We start from the raw sequence: 16,050 nt of genomic DNA, 5'->3' as shown, positions 1-16,050 counted from the left end.
TTGCTCGGCGAGTATTTAGACTTTCTTCGAAACGAGTGAGCGTTAGTTGTGATCCGGAAGCCGGTCTCGAGTCGTCTCGTCGTCGGCCCCTCGAGTCGATGCGTCAATTTCATCGAGGCGAGCGTCCAGTCGGCGTTCAAACTCGTCTTCGGAGAGGTCGCCGGCTGCGTACTGGCGCTTGAGATCAGCGAACGGGTCAGACGAATCGACGTCGTCCTCTGAGGACGTTTCGCGCTGTGGCGTTTCGGCCGACAGGTTCGCGCGGGTGGGCGTCTCCGAAAGCGAATAGTCGGCTGCTGACTCGAGGTTGCCGATGAGCGAGAGATACAATGGCCAAAGTGTGAGCAGTCCCACGAGCACCATGGGAATGCCGACGCCGAGCAACACCGTCGTCCAGAACAGCATGGCAAGCGACAGCCCCCAGTAGATCACTTCGGCACCGAAGATCACGAGCATCCAAAATCCAAAAAAGCTACTCACCGAGCCAAGAAGCCACCGCCCGAGAGCGCCATCCGGCGTATACTGTTCGACGAGGGCGTGCCATCGGCGCCACGGCGACTCGTCCGGACGACGACTGGTCATACGTATACTCAGTGAAACTGACACATAATCGTATCGCTGTATGGTCACACTGAGGTGAGTGATGAGGCTCGAGGTCATCGCCCGATTGCGAGACTAAACGTGATCAGTAGCGACAGCCACACCGCGATGGCGCTTGCCGTCGATTGACTCAATCGAAAAGCCCAGTCGCTCGTAAAATGGCCGCACACCATCGTCAAAGCGCGCGGTGAGTCGCCCCTCGCGCTCGAGAGCGTGTTCGATCAGCGCACGGCCAAATCCGCGGCCGCGATGGCTTCGGCGCACGCCAATTGCAGCGATGTGAGCGCCGGCGTCGTCTGCGAGTGACTCGAGCACCATCGTGCCGAGGATGCGTTCGCGGCCGTGCTTGCCAGAATCGGCTGGTTGGGTCCCGCCGCGGTGGTCGCCCGCGACAAAGACGTCGCCAGTGTCGATTCGGGTTTCGACGTCGCCCGGCTCGAGCATGGCGGCATCGAGAATGCGCCGGACCTCGAGACTGTCATCGGCTGTTGCAACGCGAACGAAGCGGGCCATTTCACGTCTGTCGGTCGACCGTCGCCAACAAGTCGTCGATGTCGGGGCGATCCATGGTCGTTCGACCGCGGTGACTTGCAGTCAGCGTGAGTTGGGCCTCGCTCGAGTCCTGATCCGGGGCGCCCAGTCTGGCGACGTCATCAGATCGAACGTTGAAGACGAGCGCAGCTGGCATCCGCCCGACGAAGTCGAAGTATTCGCCGAGCGTTCCGAGGCGGACCGGCTGATCGAACGCCTCGCCAGCGACGGCGTCGGGGTCGGCACAGATCGGGAACGGGAGGTCGTAGGTCTCTTGCCACTCTTCGACGCGCTCTCTTGGTTCGGGGACGATTGAAACCACCTGACACCCGCGGTCGCGGAACTCGTCGTAGCGGTCGGCGACCGCCCGAACCTGGCGGCGACACTGCCCGCAGTGGTGATCGCGGTGGAGCAAGACGACAACCGCCTCGTAGGCTGGATCCGGCTCTTCCGTCGTCGTCGGATCCACCGGCTCGACCGGGTCAGCCAGCTCTGCGAGCGTGAGTGTATCCGGACCCGGTCCGACGTTCGCCAGGGCAACGCGGGCGCCATTAGTCATAGATGTCTATATCAGTTCGACTGTGAAAACCCTCGAGCTTTCATATCCCATGACCCCGGAACTCAGGAGGCCAGCCCGCTTCAATCGACGCAACCGCCCTTGATCAGTCGCAACACCGTCACGTGCTCGCTATCGACTGGCTGGTCCTCCGGCACCGGCCGCCCGTCGACGAGCACGCTCACCTCGTGGGGACTGAGGTCGACTGCGCGGAGCAGGTCGGTGTAGGTCGGCTGGCCGTCGACTCCGTCTGCAACCTCCTCGAGGTCGAACTCGTGGGTCCCCTCGCCTTTGACATCGACGGTGACGTGCATACGCGACGGTTGTGAGGGCGCGGACTTGAGCGCGTCGCTCGACGCTGTTGCGTGCGGATCAGTCCATTGGTGACTCGCTCGATCCAACCCCGCTCGGCGAGTCACGCTTCCGATTTCGAACCGCTCGCCGGTGGGCGTACAGCCCCCAGCCGAGTGCGCCTAGTCCGAGCAGGAAGACGACGAAATTGATCAGCCCGCCAGCGTAGGGGATCTGTGCGACAAGTGCACCGGCGACCAGTCCAACAATGAGCGCAAGCCAGCGGTTCTCGAGGCCCACCAGCCCGAGCAACCACGCCGCAACCGCAAAGCGCCCGTAGACGACGCCGATCCAGACGATCAGGGCAAACAGGAACGCGCCGATGAACGACAGTGGAATGCCTACAATCGTAATCGCGAGTGCGACGAGCAGGATTGGCACGCCGATGAGTAATCCAAGCCCGGCCAGCCCCGTCCGAATCGGATCGCGCGCAACGCGATTTGCAACACCCGCCGAAAAGCGCGGGAACAGCGCGAGCAACGCCGCGCCGAGCAACAGGTTCGCCACGAAGATGTACACCGAGAACACCCAGGAGGCAATCGGATCGAGCGTCGGCACTATGTCGCCACCCATGCCGAGCGAGGAATCCTCCGTAATCGTGCCCGCGACCGCGTCGGTGTTACCCTCGAGGTCGCCGCCGTAGCGCAGGTCACCCGCGATTTCTGCGTCGTCACCGAGACGAGTCGTGTCGGCACCGACCTCAGCGTTCGACGCGAGTGTGCCGTCGATAACGATACTCCCAGCGCCAGCCGAGAGGTCGCCGCCGATAGTCGCTCCCTCACGGATCTCGAGACTTCCCGTTGCGGCCTGAAGTTCACCCTCGACAGTGCCTTCGATGACGACGCTCCCGCCAGCCGCCTCGAAATCGCCGTCGATTTCGCCGCTCTCTGTGACCTGTATCGAGCCGGCAACGGCGCTTGCATCGCCTGTCACTGTTCCCTCGACGACGACCGTTCCGGCGAACGCCTCGAGGTCGCTGACGGTCTCTCCTTCTTCGATAATCACCGTGCCGCCGGTCTGTGCGTCAGTCTGGGCGACGGCCGCAGTCGGAACCAGCGCCAGCGTACAGAGCAGGGAAACGGCGACGACGGCGGCTATCCGGACCGACCGGGCGCGCGTCCACATCCGCATCCGTGATCGACTCGCTGTTCGTGTCATCTCACTCACCATCTCGAACTACCTCGAGCAGCGAGAAAAAGCTGTCACGCAGTTCAAGTGCAGCGGACTGCTCGAGCGGGTTGGTCGGCGTTCTGATGGAATTACCAACCAATTTGACGGAGCGGCCACCTTCGGTCGATTTATTTCCCGGCCCACCCTTGGACCGGTATGAGCGAGGCCGACGCCGAGGCGGCGGAATCCACACCCGGGAAGACCGAAGTCTGGATCGAGAAGTACCGCCCGCAGCGGCTCGACGAGATCAAGGGCCACGAGAACATCGTTCCCCGGCTAAAACAGTACGTAGATCAGGATGAACTGCCGAATTTAATGTTTTCGGGCCCAGCCGGAACGGGGAAAACCACAGCAGCCATCGGCATCGCCCGCGAAGTCTACGGCGATGATTGGCGAGAGAACTTCCTCGAGCTCAATGCCTCTGACCAGCGCGGAATCGACGTCGTCCGCGACCGGATCAAAGACTTCGCCCGGTCGTCCTTTGGCGGATACAACCATCGAATAATTTTCCTCGACGAGGCTGACGCGCTCACTTCTGACGCTCAGTCAGCGCTGCGCCGGACGATGGAGCAGTTCTCCAATAACACGCGCTTTATCCTCTCGTGTAACTACTCGAGTCAGATCATCGACCCGATTCAGTCTCGGTGTGCGGTGTTCCGATTCACTCAGCTTACCGAGACAGCCATCGAGGCGCAGGTGCGTGAAATCGCCGCCGACCAAGATATCGAAGTCACCGACGACGGCGTCGACGCACTCGTCTACGCAGCCGACGGCGACATGCGAAAGGCGATCAACGCCCTGCAGGCCGCGGCCGTGATGGGCGAAACCGTCGACGAGGAAACCGTCTTCGCGATCACCGCCACCGCACGCCCCGAGGAGGTCGAAGCGATGGTCTCCCACGCTATCGAGGGCGACTTCACCGCCGCCCGCGCCGCACTCGAGGATCTGCTGATGGACCGCGGACTGGCCGGCGGCGACGTGATCGACCAGCTCCATCGCTCTGCCTGGGAGTTCGACATCCCCGAGCAGGCCACAGTTCGACTCCTCGAGCGCCTCGGCGAGGTCGACTACCGGATCACCGAGGGAGCGAACGAACGCCTGCAACTCGAGGCGTTGCTGGCGTCGCTCGCGCTCGAGGGCGAGGGCGAATAAGTTACTCGAACTGCGGGTTTTTCAGCAGGTCGAGGACGACGAATATCGGGAGGGCAAACAAGAGGACAAAAAGCGGGAGTATTGCAAACCATATGTCTTCGCCGCCGTCGACGAACACCTGCACGATGAGCGTGTACGCGATGATCGCGAGGAACAGTTCTGTGCGGTTCATACTCTAACCAGTTGCGACATCTACATGAGTTTTTACAAACACCACACCGCGTAAGGACAACTCGAGCAACAGTGACCGGCTACACCCGATTCCGGTTTACGCTGATTGCGTCGACGCCGCGGAACGCGAACGCGGTTCCGTCCTCGTCCTCGGCGACGCCGACATCCCAGCCGTGCTGATCGGCGATTCGTTCGACCAATCCAAGTTGAACACCGGCACCGTCAGAGGCGGTGAGTCGACCGGGAGTCGGCGCTTCCTGGCGACCGTCGCTTTCAGTGCTCTCGCTGGCCGTCGGTCGGTCACCAGCGACGTAGAAACCATCGTCAGTTGCGCCAACCGTAATCGTCACGGTCGTCTCGTCGTGTGCTGGCTCGCCGTCTGCATCGATTGCTGCGTCAAGCACGTACTCGAACAGTTCCCGCAAGCCCGCTCTGTCCGCCTCGAGAATGAGGTCGTCCTCTGCAACCAGCTGTGCGCTGCCGGTGTCGAGATCGGTCCACGCGCGGCGGGCGACGTCCTGCAGCGCGATTGGTTCCGTCTCGTCTGAGGCATCGTCCCATGCAGCGACGGCCTCGAGATCCTCGAGTCGTGCCTCGAGTTGTTCGTGGGCCTCCGCGATCACGGCGAAGTGATCGTTGCTGCCAGTCTTGGCGGCCAGTTCGCGGTAGTTTCGGGCTGCCGACAGTGGCTGCTCAAGATCGTCGTCAATCAGATCGGCAACTCGCTCGAGACGGGCGTTCGCGGCGGCGAGTTCGAGTTCTCGTCGCTTGGATTCGGTGATGTCGTCGTAGACGAGCAACCCTTCGCAGTCGGCGGCCGCTGGCGCGTCGGCCGCTTGCTCGAGCGGGATGATCGTCAGCATGAAATCCCGTACGCCCTCGACGGTGTCGCGCTGGTCGAGAATCTGGTACTGCTCGGTTGCAGCCAGCGCGTCGGCAAGCGTTTCGGCTCGCTCCTCGAGACCATCGGGAACGACGTACTCCTCGACTGGCTGGCCACGAACGGCGTCGGGGTCGTCGCCGAAGACGGCTTCGACGGCCTCGTTGACATCGCGGATGATAGCCTGGCCGTCAGCGATGTCATAACGCAGCGTCGGTTTGGCAACGTCTTCGACGAGGGTGAGCAACTGGTCGCGTTCGGCCGCGATTCGGTCCCGCTCGCTTGCGAGTTGTTCCGCGGCGGCGGCGAACTGCTCGCGTTCGGACTCGAGGCGGTCGACCTCGCGTTCCAGACGGCTGCGTGCGTTGACGACACCCATCTCGTCCCAGTTGCGCTGGAGGACGGCTGCCGCGGCGTTACAGAGGCCCTGCAAGAGTGCGACGTCCATGTCATCAAACGCGGCCTCCGTGTCCGCGACGATTCGAATCACGCCGATATCGCCGACTGGAACGCTACACAGCGAGCGAGCGCCGTCAATCGGCAGCCGAATATCCGGATGCTCGCTGACGTCGTCGATACGAGTCGGCTGGCCCGTCTTGAACGCCGTTCCGAGCGGGCCATCGACGGCCGTCGACTCGAGGGCGTGTCCCGGAACCGCTGGCGACGCAGCGCGCGGGACCAGTTCGCCGAAGTGGACGGTCGAAAGCCAGCAGTGGCGAAAGCCAAGAACACCGACTGCGCCCTCGACGACCCGGCCGAATAAGAGTTCGCGGTCCCGGCAGTCGACGATTCTGGCGGTCGTCTCGAGCAGTGCAGTCGCCGTTCGCGGGTCAGCGCGCATTGCCTGCCGGTCGGTGCCGATGACGGTGGGCGTGTCAGCCCCATCTCCGCCGTCGATTGTCTGCTCGGGGTGGGCGACGGACTCCTCGAGGGCGCCAGCGTCTGTGTCGGCCACAGCGCCATCGTCATCGGTCTCATCCGCAGTCGCGGCTGCGTCGTCGTCGGCCGTCTGTGTCTGCTCCTCGTGGGCTGTGTCCTCGAGATCACGGTCATCGTCTTCGTCCTCGAGTACAGCCTCGTCTGTGCCCTGGTCTGCCTGCTCGAGTGGCGATTGTGCGCTGGGACCGCTGATAGCCTCGTTGTGACATACCTTCGAAATCTCGTCTGCGAGGTGGACAACGGCGTCCTCAGTGCCGCGGCGGACGTAGCCGTCGATGCCTTCCGCCGAACGCGTGACTGCAGAGGCATACGACGCGTCGGTAAAGAGCACGAGCGGGATCGGTCCACAGACAGAGACGACCTCGAGAACGCCGACAGAGACTTCCTCCTCGGAGGATTCGTGGATGACGACGCAGTCGGCCGTCGGCGCTAACTCCTGCAGTCGCTCGAGTGACTGGACTGCTTGGACGGTCGACTCGAGGTCGGGGTCCGTCTGTGCAGCGGTGCGCGCCAGTGTTTCAGCCCCGGAACGGGCTGTCCCGTCGGTCGGTGCGACGTAGAGGATCGTTCGTGCGTGTGTGCGTGAGCGAGGTGACGAGTGTGCCATCAGTGATCAGCGGTCGGTAAACGGTGGGTAAGCGGTGGGTGCGGTCGCAGCGTGTCGGTGGGGGTCCGTACTCGGAACTCGCCGGGAAACGGGTGTCACCACCCAGCCCATCCCAGCGAGGTTCGTCTATACATAGTGTGCTGCAGACCTGCGGTAAAGATTTGCTGGCCGAATCATAGCAATCGTGACGAGTACCCATCCAGCGTCTTCCGTCAGCCTCGAGTGCTCCACGCCCGCTCGAGGCCGCACGGACACGTCTCACGTGAAAACAATATTCATTTCCGAATGGTGATTTCCGAATCAATCTTGGCGCGGGCACTGGATTCGACGCCACTCGAGGCCGGTTGGCGGGCGAATTCTCCCGTGGTGAACGTTGCGGAACTGTTTTAGGCGCTGGCTGGCCAACACAGATATAATGACTGAACTGGCGGACGAGTACCGCCTCGAGTACTTCGAGGAGGAAGGATTCGTGCGCAAGGAGTGTCCCGAGTGTGGGGCACACTTCTGGACGCGCGACGAAGACCGGGTCACCTGCGGCGAACCGCCGTGTGAAGAGTACGACTTCATCGGGAGCCCCGGCTTTGCAGAGGAATACAGCCTCGAGGAGATGCGCGAGGCCTTCCTCACGTACTTCGAGGACCAAGACCACGACCGAATCGACCCCTACCCCGTCGCGGCGAATCGCTGGCGAGATGACGTCCTGCTCACGCAGGCGTCGATTTATGACTTCCAGCCGCTTGTCACGAGCGGCGAGACGCCACCACCAGCGAATCCGCTGACGGTGTCCCAACCCTGTATCCGAATGCAGGACATCGACAACGTCGGCAAAACGGGACGGCATACGATGGCCTTCGAGATGATGGCCCATCACGCCTTCAACACCCGCGAGGACGCTGACGACGACTACGCCTACGACGGCGAGGTCTACTGGAAAGATCGGACCGTCGAACTCTGTGACACCCTCCTCGAGGAACTCGGCGCGGACATCACCGACGTCACCTACATCGAAGATCCGTGGGTCGGCGGCGGCAACGCCGGGCCTGCAATCGAGGTCATCTACAAAGGCCTCGAGCTGGCGACGCTCGTCTTCATGTGCATGGAGCAAGACCCCAATGGCGACTACGAGATCAAAGGGGATCGCTACTCCTACATGGACACCTACATCGTCGACACCGGCTACGGCTTAGAGCGCTGGACCTGGATGAGCCAGGGCACGCCAACGGTGTACGAGGCGATCTACCCGGACATGATCGCGTTCCTCAAAGACAACGCGGGGATCGAACACACCGACGAGCAATCCGCGCTCGTCGCCCGCGCTGCCCGCCTCTCGGGCAACCTCGACATCGACGACGTCGACGACGTCGAAGAAGCCCGCGGCGAGATAGCCGACACACTCGAGGTCCCAGTTGAGGACCTTCGTGACCTCGTCGAACCACTCGAGGATATCTACGCTATTGCCGACCACTGCCGGACACTCGCATACATGTTCGGCGACGGCATCGTCCCGTCGAACGTGGGCACGGGCTATCTCGCACGAATGGTCCTCCGGCGCACCAAACGACTCTGCGATAATGTCGGGATCGACGCCCCCCTCGACGAACTCGTCGACATGCAAGCCGAGCGCCTCGAGTATGACAATCGCGACACCATCCGCGACATCGTCCGCACCGAGGTCGAAAAGTATCGCGAAACGCTCGAGCGCGGTGGCCGACGCGTCGAAAGTCTCGCTGCGGAGTACGCGAAAAAGGACGAGTCAATTCCAACTGAAGAATTGATCGAACTCTACGACTCCCACGGCATTCAGCCGGATATGGTCGCCGAGATTGCCGACGAGGCAGGAGCCGACGTCGACGTTCCGGACGACTTCTACAGCCTCGTTGCGGACCGTCACGACACGGCCGAAGCGGCTGAAGCCACGGCGGACGACGACGAAGACGGCCGCTTCGAGGACCTCCCGAAAACGGAGAAACTCTACTACGACGACCAGCAGCGAACCCAGTTCGAGGCCGTCGTCCTCGACGTCTTCGAGCGCGAGGACGGCTACGATATCGTCCTCGATCAGACGATGTTCTACCCCGAAGGCGGTGGCCAGCCTGCCGATACTGGGTCGCTGTCGACCGACGACACCGCAGTCGAGGTCACGGACGTCCAGATCGAAGACGGCGTCATCCTCCACCGAACCGACGACAGCCTCGGGAAAGGCGAGTTCGTCAACGGCCAGATTGATGCCGGACGCCGGCGCCAACTCATGCGCCATCACACGGCGACGCACATCATCATGCACGCCACGCGCGCCGTCCTCGGCGACCACATCCGTCAGGCCGGTGCCCAGAAGGGCGTCAACTCCTCGAGAATCGACGTTCGACACTACGACCGCATCTCGCGCGAACACGTCAAAGCAATCGAGGCCGTCGCGAACGACCTCGTGATGGACAACGTCAGCGTCACCCAGGAGTGGCCCGACCGCCACGATGCCGAGGCTGAACACGGCTTTGATCTCTATCAAGGCGGTATCCCGCCGGGTGAACAGATCCGACTCATCCACGTCGCCGAAGACGTCCAGGCCTGCGGTGGCACCCACGTCGCCCGAACCGGCGACATCGGCTCGATCAAGATCCTGAACACCGAACGCGTCCAAGACGGCGTCGAACGAATTACGTTCGCCGCTGGCGAGGCCGCCCTCGAGTCGACACAAGAAAACGAGGACGCCCTCTACGAGGCCGCCGACATTCTCGATGTTTCACCAGAGGACGTACCCGACACCGCCGAGCGCTTCTTCGAGGAGTGGAAGGCTCGAGGCAAGGAAATCGACGACCTCACCGAACAACTTGCCGAGGCTCGCGCCGGCGGTGGCGGCGATGCCGAAGAGATCGACGTTGGCGAGGCGACGGCCGTTATCGATCGCATCGACGCCGATGTCGACGAACTCCGTGCCACGGCAAACGCCATCAGTGACGACGGGACAATCGCCGTCCTCGGCAGCGGCCAGAACAGCGCACAGTTCGTTGTCTCCGTCCCCGATGGTGTCGGCGTCAACGCCGGCGAAGTCGTCGGCGAACTCGCAGCCAAAGTCGGCGGCGGTGGCGGCGGCCCGCCGGACTTCGCACAGGGCGGCGGCCCCAACGTCGACGATCTGGACGACGCACTCGAGGACGCACCCGACGTGTTGCGCCAGATTCAGGACGCCTGAGACGGGGTAATCGATTCCACTGATTTTGTCGTTTGAGGATCGTCTCGAGTGGAAACCAGGGGGTTCCACAGGGGAGTGAATCCCTCGAATCCCCGACAGACCGGTCGCTCACCACCTCGAGTCGAAACACTGGTTCGGTGAGCAAGAACGAGACGGGAGCTATGGCGCGACGCCAACAGTGAGCAGCGTGCCGAACTCACGGTAGCGTTCGACCATTGCCTCGCGGGTGTCCCAGTCCTCGAGTGGGAACTCGGCTTCGGCTGGAATCGTAATCTCTTGATCTGGAATGGTGTCCTGTTCGGCGACATGGAGTCCGGCCTCGCGGAAGGCCTCGCGATACTGCTGTCGGTCCCAGCGAGTCATCTCGATTTCGATGAACTCCTGCCATTCGTGGGAGTGGACGTTCTCCTCGTAGTAGTTGACCGCACAGTAGAACGTGCCGCCAGGACGGAGGATACGAGCAATCTCTTCGAGTGTGTGCTCGGGGTTGGCGGCGTAGTAGAACGCTTCCATCGACCAGACGTGATCGATTGCGTTGTCGGCAAAGGGCAGGTCGTCGAAGTCGCCGACGACGTAGCCCACGTTGGGGTCGTCAGTGTAGCTGGCGGCGTTACGGGCCATCTCCGGTGAGCCATCGAGACCGTACAGTCTTCCGGCGTCGTTGGTATCGCGAAGTGCACGCCCGGCGTAGCCGCTGCCACAGCCGAGATCGAGGACGGTCTCGCCGGGTTCGACCGGCATCCGCGCGAGTGCGTGTTTCGCGGTGTGCCAGTGGCGCTCTTCCATGCCTTTATCGCGGCCGCTCGTCGCCCAGTCGTCGAATTCTGCGCGTACGCTCATACTGAACCGATCGGCCTCCGCGGGCAAAGTCGGTTCGGCTTTCGACTCGAATAAGGATACCTGAGACGCGCGCGAGGAACCGGTCGCTCCTGGTCAACTGGAGTGACCGACAGGTTCTTTAGGATGGCCTAAAACATTCGCACTGAGAGGTTTAGGTCGGCCGAAATACCGTGGGCATCGGTCTCGGTCGAACGGACAGCCAACGCTGTCTCCCCCTCTCGACCATTCTCTCGAGGATAATCGGAAGGTATATGTGTTTTAGGTCGGCCTAAAACTAGATATGCAACAGCGCAACAGCGACCTGACGAGCCGATTCGGTCGACGAACATTCCTTGCCGCCGCGGGCGGTTCTGCGGCCGGACTTGCCGGACTCGCCGGCTGTCTCGGTGATGACAACAACGATAACACACCAATTGCAGAAGTCGAGCCGATGTCGGAACGTGTCGACTCGGGTGCCCTCTCGTGGGACGACCTGGGAGACCTCGAAGGGGAGATTTCCATCTACTCCGGTCGGACGCCCGACCAAATCTCCGCCGTTTTCGATGCGCTCGAGGACGAGTACGATGGCCTCACCGTAAGCGTCGATTACGACGACAACGACGTACAGGTTAATCAGATCCTCGAGGAAGAGACCCATCCGGCAGATTTGATGTACTCACAGGATCCGGGTGCGCTGAATGCACTTCACGACGACGGTGTCCTGCAACAGCTCCCGGACGACGTTATCGATGCGGTTCCCGGAAGCTACCAACACAGCGACGGCTACTGGACCGGGGTGACCGGACGGACCCGTTCGATCCAGTACAACAGCGATCGGTTGGACGAAACCGACTTCGACGACTGGGACGAGCTGCCGACTGACATTATGGAGTACGCGACCGACGAGCGTTTCGAGGGCATCATCTCGACCCGGCCGAACTCTGGAACGTTCCGCGGGTTCGTTCAGGCAATGGTTGAACGGAAGGGTGAGGAAGAAACCCGCGAGTGGGTCCGACAGATGGCAGACGATCAGGACGCCCAACTCTTCGAGGGTGGTTCAGATCAGGCGAACGATATCAATAGAGGTGGTGATGACGATCCGATTATTGGTCTCGGAAACAGCTACTACGCTGCTCGTATTCTCAACGAAGATTCCGACGCGCCAATCCGAACGACGTTTACCGAAAACGACGCCGGATGTCTGTTCAGCGTCGCTGGCGTTGGCGTCCTCGATCAGGTCGGAGATTCCGAACTCGTCGCCGAGTTTGTCCGTCACCTGCTCGCCGAAGAGGGTCAAGAGCTCATGATGGACGACAACGGCGAATACCCTGTTGTCGAAGACATCGAGTACGTCGGCCCACTGCCAGACCTCGACGAGATCAACCCGCCGGAGTTCGACCTCAGCGGGTTCGACATGGACCTGCAGGAAGCCGGCGACCTCATCGAAGAGGAGGGCATGTTCGCATAACAAGCGTGTAACTCGAGCCAGTTCTGGGAGAATCGAATTCGTTCCAATCCGCTGTTATTGATCCCGTTCGACATCGCCGCGTGGTGGGAAGCTTCGGAGGATTTAGGTACACCTAACTCAAAGCGTCCAACCAGATTCGCAGCCGACAACCTGATCTGACGCCTCTATGAAATCACTCACGAACTATCTCGATCTCTCACAGCAGTTGCCACTGATCCGCAAACGGCTTCGTGAAACGGACCGATCGACGGCCGCACTGGTACTGTTGAGCGCCATCGTCGCGCTGCTCGTCATCTCTCCGATGCTGTGGCTGTTCGTGCGAGCAGTGGAAGTCGAGCCAGCCCGCGCGTACGGGCTAATCGTCTCCCCTGACACGGGCTGGATCACGGTCAACAGTATCATCCTGATGGGAGTCGTGACATTCTGTTCGATCCTCCTCGGTGTCCCGCTTGCCGTACTCACAGCACGGACCGATATCCCCTATCCGCGTCTCTGGACTATCGTCGCTGCCTTGCCACTCGTTATCCCCAGCTACATCGGTGCAATCGCGTTCGTCGGCATGTTCGGCTCCGGCGGCGAAATTGATTCGGTCTTTGGCGTTTCGATTCCGACCATTGACGGCCTCCCTGGCTCCATTCTCATCATTACGCTGTATACGTATCCGTACGTCTTTCTGACCACTCGAGCAGCGTTGCTCTCGATGGATAGCTCGGTTGTCGACGCCGCTCGCACACTCAACGCTGGCCCATTCGAAGCGTTCAGACGGGTAACGTTTCCACAGATCAGACCAGGGATCGCCGCTGGCGCATTACTCGCTGGGCTGTATGCGATTTCGGACTTCGGGACGCCCGCATTTATGGGCGCAAACGTCTTTACAAGTCGAATTTACTGGGAAACGACTGGCTTCGGCCGCGAGTACGCTGCATTGCTCGCGTTACAACTCATCGCGATCGTTGCCGTCGTCCTCGTCATCGAAGCCGGAATCGGTCGCGACGAAGACGCCGGAAACAGTGGCGGTGGCGAAGGAAGTACGATCCGACTCGGCAACTGGAAATGGCCCGCGATGGGATTCGTCTCCGTCCTCGGCACACTCACCCTCATCGTCCCCGTTGCCATCTTCTCGCGATGGCTGATATACAGCGAAGGCGACCCAATCCCCGCCTACGAGTTCCAGTGGGAGTTCGCGTTCAACTCCGTGTATCTCGCCCTGTTGGCCGCACTCGTTGCCAGTCTGTTCGCCCTGCCCGTCGCATACTACTCCGGCCGGGCAAACTCTTTGCTCTCGCGCATTCTCGAGCGAGCGACCTACGTTGGCTTTGCTGTCCCCGGTGTCGTCATCGGCCTCGCGCTGGTCTTCCTCGGGAACCGAGCGCTGCCGTCGCTGTATCGACAGGGTGTGTGGCTGCTCGTGTTCGCGTACGTCGTCCGATTCCTTCCACAGGCAGTCGGCACCGTCCGGTCGTCCGTCCTACAGGTTGACGATAAAACAATCGAGGCTGCACGAACATTGAACGCCGGTCGATTCGAAGCATTTCGACGCGTGACGCTGCCGCTGATTATGCCCGGCGTCGTTGCTGGTAGTATCCTTGTCTTCCTGACAACGATGAAAGAACTGCCCGTCACCCTGATGCTTCGGCCGATTGGGATGGAAACACTCGTCAGCCTCATCTGGAACGCTCAGGACGCACTGGCGTATCGCTACGCAGCCATCCCCGCACTACTTTTGATCCTCATCTCGGGACTCTCAATGCTGGTCCTCCTCCGACAGGAAGGCGGCGAAATCAGCTAACAAACCGACGCAACGGCGACAAATCGGTCAGCCAACCTTGAAATATCCGCACTATTAAGTCGGTTCCCCCAGTTGTTGACGCCACCATGGAGTACACGCTCGAGATTGACGACACGCCGGAGACGATCACAGGTGGGACTGGTATCCTCTTGCTCCATCCCAGTACGGGCGAAACGGACCGCATCGATACCGACTTTCTGAAAGTCGATACGGATCACTTCCTCGTCGTCTCCACCCGAACCACCGCCCGCGAAGTCAAACAAAAACTCGAGTACTACGACGTCGACGAAGAGCGCGCCGAGATTCTGGATACGCTTTCCATCGAACGCGGCTACTCCCGACGCAAAACCGACACCGTCCACTACGTCGCCGCACCCGATGATATCGACGGCATCGTCGAACACATCGATGGCTTCCTCAGCGAACACGACGGCAAACTGCGCCTCAGTTTCGACTCCGTCACCGAACTCGCCTACTACGCCGGCGACGACGACGCACTCGAGGCCGTCGACCGAATTCTCGAGTTACTCGAGGAGTACGACGCTGTTGGGCTGTTCCATCTGTCGGAAGAACCGCACGACGACGAACTCGTCGAGTCGTTCCGCGAGCGCTTCGACGGGATTATCGACCTCGACGAAGACGGCAGCGTCGACGCCGACTTCTAACTCCGCTTCGACGACACTCCTGAGCGATGCCAACAGTATACGACAAACTCGTTCGCGACCGGATTCCAGCGCTCATCGAGGCAACCGACGAGCAGCCAGTAACACACACCGCCGACAGCGTCGAGTACGCAGACCGCCTCGCCGCAAAACTCCGCGAAGAAGCCACCGAGTTCGACGACGACCGAACGCTCGAGGAGCTAGCGGATGTCTTGGAAGTCATCGACGCCATACTCGCACACCGAGACAGCTCTCGCGCTGAACTCGAGCGGATTCAACAGGAAAAACGGGCTGAGAAAGGTGGATTCGAGGACCGAATCGTCCTCGAGCGAGTTGACGAACAGTAATTTCGTCGCCCCTCACTCTGCAAGTGAGTCGAACGTTTTCTCTGCCCACTGGACGGCATACGCCGGGCCGTGATCGAGATACGCGGCCGTGTCAAGCGCCGCAAACGGCGCTGGTAACTCGATCGCGTGTTTGATCGCTGCACACGCAAGTTCCGTGGCATCTGCAAACGACGTGTCGCCGCGTGCAACTGCCCGCGGGAGTCCAGAAACCCGATCCTCGAGACGCGTCCCTGCGTCTTGCCACGCATCGGCAAGCGCCGGCTGGTCGTCATGCCACGTCGCGAACGTCTCGCGCGTTTGCAGGCCAACCCACCCATCGAACAGCGCCGCCGCCACCTGATACGTGCCGTTCGGATCGAGTGCGACCGCGTCATCGAGATCGCGATACTGGTCCTCGAAGAAGCCGATGAAGTGCTCGGGAACCTCGAGGCCGACTTCGACGAGCGCTTCTGCGAGTAAGAAGTCCAAAAACGGCTCAGGCGTACCCTCGACTCGAGATTTGACCAGTACGACTGGGGGCGTCGTCTGACGTGTCCAGGCGATGCTGCCGTCGCCGGGCATCCCGACCGTGAACGCAGTCCCAGCGTAGCGCTCGAGTAACGTTGGCGCGTCCGCTGGGAGCCACGACGAGGGGTAACTCGCCAGATCAAGTTCGTTGACGAGGAGTCCGAGATCTTCCGCGCGCGCAGGCGCAAGTGTCTCGAAGTCCTGATCGCACTCGAGAATCATTGCGTCCGGCGCGTGCTTGTCTCGAACGGCCGTGACAGCGCTCGAGCAGTCTCGTTCGGTGAACATTCAGGCGAAGACGTTCTGGAAGA

15 protein-coding genes are annotated in these 16,050 nt (G+C 61.3%); 6 read left to right on the top strand and 9 right to left on the bottom strand.

Going from position 1 to position 16,050, the window contains the following annotated elements:
- Positions 1-42 precede the first annotated feature (42 nt).
- From G6M89_RS06840 to G6M89_RS06820, 5 genes are all read right to left on the bottom strand, one after another.
- The gene (locus G6M89_RS06840) at positions 43-582 is read right to left on the bottom strand and encodes an SHOCT domain-containing protein (protein WP_165161048.1); all 540 of its coding nucleotides are present in this window, start codon (positions 580-582) and stop codon (positions 43-45) included.
- A gap of 93 nt (positions 583-675) precedes the next feature.
- Positions 676-1,113 (bottom strand): GNAT family N-acetyltransferase, encoded by a 438-nt coding sequence (locus tag G6M89_RS06835; RefSeq protein WP_165161047.1) that lies wholly within the window; start codon positions 1,111-1,113, stop codon positions 676-678.
- 1 nt (position 1,114) lies between these two features.
- Positions 1,115-1,690, bottom strand: coding sequence for a redoxin domain-containing protein (locus G6M89_RS06830; RefSeq protein ID WP_165161046.1), 576 nt, complete (start codon positions 1,688-1,690; stop codon positions 1,115-1,117).
- Positions 1,691-1,770: 80 nt separating this feature from the next.
- The gene (locus G6M89_RS06825; RefSeq protein ID WP_165161045.1) at positions 1,771-2,001 is read right to left on the bottom strand and encodes a ubiquitin-like small modifier protein 2; all 231 of its coding nucleotides are present in this window, start codon (positions 1,999-2,001) and stop codon (positions 1,771-1,773) included.
- A gap of 58 nt (positions 2,002-2,059) precedes the next feature.
- Positions 2,060-3,196 carry a polymer-forming cytoskeletal protein gene (locus G6M89_RS06820; RefSeq protein WP_165161044.1) on the bottom strand — a complete coding sequence of 379 codons (1,137 nt, stop codon included), beginning with the start codon at positions 3,194-3,196 and terminating at the stop codon, positions 2,060-2,062.
- Between the two features lie 168 nt (positions 3,197-3,364).
- Between G6M89_RS06820 and G6M89_RS06815 the strand changes: the two genes are divergently transcribed.
- Positions 3,365-4,360 (top strand): replication factor C small subunit, encoded by a 996-nt coding sequence (locus G6M89_RS06815; protein WP_165161043.1) that lies wholly within the window; start codon positions 3,365-3,367, stop codon positions 4,358-4,360.
- Position 4,361: 1 nt separating this feature from the next.
- Here G6M89_RS06815 and G6M89_RS06810 read toward each other — a convergent pair whose 3' ends face one another.
- Complete coding sequence (locus G6M89_RS06810) at positions 4,362-4,532, bottom strand: hypothetical protein (RefSeq protein ID WP_165161042.1); 171 nt, start codon at positions 4,530-4,532, stop codon at positions 4,362-4,364.
- Between the two features lie 79 nt (positions 4,533-4,611).
- Positions 4,612-6,957: a GAF domain-containing protein gene (locus G6M89_RS06805; protein WP_165161041.1), complete on the bottom strand. Its 2,346-nt coding sequence runs from the start codon at positions 6,955-6,957 to the stop codon at positions 4,612-4,614.
- A gap of 415 nt (positions 6,958-7,372) precedes the next feature.
- Here G6M89_RS06805 and alaS point away from each other — a divergent pair, with 415 nt between their 5' ends.
- Complete coding sequence (gene alaS / locus G6M89_RS06800) at positions 7,373-10,147, top strand: alanine--tRNA ligase (RefSeq protein ID WP_165161040.1); 2,775 nt, start codon at positions 7,373-7,375, stop codon at positions 10,145-10,147.
- Positions 10,148-10,306: 159 nt separating this feature from the next.
- Here alaS and G6M89_RS06795 read toward each other — a convergent pair whose 3' ends face one another.
- Entirely contained in the window at positions 10,307-10,987 is a 681-nt protein-coding gene (locus G6M89_RS06795; protein WP_165161039.1) for a class I SAM-dependent methyltransferase, read from the bottom strand.
- A 280-nt stretch (positions 10,988-11,267) separates the two neighbouring features.
- Here G6M89_RS06795 and G6M89_RS06790 point away from each other — a divergent pair, with 280 nt between their 5' ends.
- The 4 genes from G6M89_RS06790 (at position 11,268) to G6M89_RS06775 (ending at position 15,232) form a co-directional block, all read left to right on the top strand.
- Positions 11,268-12,434: an extracellular solute-binding protein gene (locus G6M89_RS06790; RefSeq protein ID WP_165161038.1), complete on the top strand. Its 1,167-nt coding sequence runs from the start codon at positions 11,268-11,270 to the stop codon at positions 12,432-12,434.
- 166 nt (positions 12,435-12,600) lie between these two features.
- Positions 12,601-14,223 (top strand): iron ABC transporter permease, encoded by a 1,623-nt coding sequence (locus G6M89_RS06785; protein ID WP_165161037.1) that lies wholly within the window; start codon positions 12,601-12,603, stop codon positions 14,221-14,223.
- An 86-nt stretch (positions 14,224-14,309) separates the two neighbouring features.
- A complete protein-coding gene (locus tag G6M89_RS06780) occupies positions 14,310-14,888 on the top strand; it encodes a hypothetical protein (protein ID WP_165161036.1) in 579 nt (192 codons plus the stop codon).
- 26 nt (positions 14,889-14,914) lie between these two features.
- Positions 14,915-15,232: a nucleoside triphosphate pyrophosphohydrolase gene (locus G6M89_RS06775; RefSeq protein WP_165161035.1), complete on the top strand. Its 318-nt coding sequence runs from the start codon at positions 14,915-14,917 to the stop codon at positions 15,230-15,232.
- 12 nt (positions 15,233-15,244) lie between these two features.
- Here the strand turns inward: G6M89_RS06775 and G6M89_RS06770 are convergent, their stop codons facing one another.
- A complete protein-coding gene (locus G6M89_RS06770) occupies positions 15,245-16,027 on the bottom strand; it encodes a hypothetical protein (RefSeq protein ID WP_165161034.1) in 783 nt (260 codons plus the stop codon).
- Positions 16,028-16,050: the final 23 nt, after the last annotated feature.

This window comes from Natronolimnobius sp. AArcel1 (genome assembly GCF_011043775.1).
Taxonomy (GTDB): Archaea; Halobacteriota; Halobacteria; order Halobacteriales; family Natrialbaceae; genus Natronolimnobius.
The sequence above is the reverse complement of the archived record's forward strand: the minus strand, read 5'-3'. Positions and strand labels throughout refer to the sequence as shown.

Bases quoted from the DNA above. Each gene is read 5' to 3' on its own strand.
- alaS (WP_165161040.1), top strand. From the start codon at position 7,373: ATGACTGAACTGGCGGACGAGTACCGCCTCGAGTACTTCGAGGAGGAA.
- G6M89_RS06775 (WP_165161035.1), top strand. From the start codon at position 14,915: ATGCCAACAGTATACGACAAACTCGTTCGCGACCGGATTCCAGCGCTC.
- G6M89_RS06840 (WP_165161048.1), bottom strand. From the start codon at position 582: ATGACCAGTCGTCGTCCGGACGAGTCGCCGTGGCGCCGATGGCACGCC.
- G6M89_RS06815 (WP_165161043.1), top strand. From the start codon at position 3,365: ATGAGCGAGGCCGACGCCGAGGCGGCGGAATCCACACCCGGGAAGACC.
- G6M89_RS06785 (WP_165161037.1), top strand. From the start codon at position 12,601: ATGAAATCACTCACGAACTATCTCGATCTCTCACAGCAGTTGCCACTG.
- G6M89_RS06820 (WP_165161044.1), bottom strand. From the start codon at position 3,196: ATGACACGAACAGCGAGTCGATCACGGATGCGGATGTGGACGCGCGCC.
- G6M89_RS06830 (WP_165161046.1), bottom strand. From the start codon at position 1,690: ATGACTAATGGCGCCCGCGTTGCCCTGGCGAACGTCGGACCGGGTCCG.
- G6M89_RS06795 (WP_165161039.1), bottom strand. From the start codon at position 10,987: ATGAGCGTACGCGCAGAATTCGACGACTGGGCGACGAGCGGCCGCGAT.
- G6M89_RS06810 (WP_165161042.1), bottom strand. From the start codon at position 4,532: ATGAACCGCACAGAACTGTTCCTCGCGATCATCGCGTACACGCTCATC.
- G6M89_RS06835 (WP_165161047.1), bottom strand. From the start codon at position 1,113: ATGGCCCGCTTCGTTCGCGTTGCAACAGCCGATGACAGTCTCGAGGTC.
- G6M89_RS06790 (WP_165161038.1), top strand. From the start codon at position 11,268: ATGCAACAGCGCAACAGCGACCTGACGAGCCGATTCGGTCGACGAACA.
- G6M89_RS06805 (WP_165161041.1), bottom strand. From the start codon at position 6,957: ATGGCACACTCGTCACCTCGCTCACGCACACACGCACGAACGATCCTC.
- G6M89_RS06780 (WP_165161036.1), top strand. From the start codon at position 14,310: ATGGAGTACACGCTCGAGATTGACGACACGCCGGAGACGATCACAGGT.
- G6M89_RS06770 (WP_165161034.1), bottom strand. From the start codon at position 16,027: ATGTTCACCGAACGAGACTGCTCGAGCGCTGTCACGGCCGTTCGAGAC.
- G6M89_RS06825 (WP_165161045.1), bottom strand. From the start codon at position 2,001: ATGCACGTCACCGTCGATGTCAAAGGCGAGGGGACCCACGAGTTCGAC.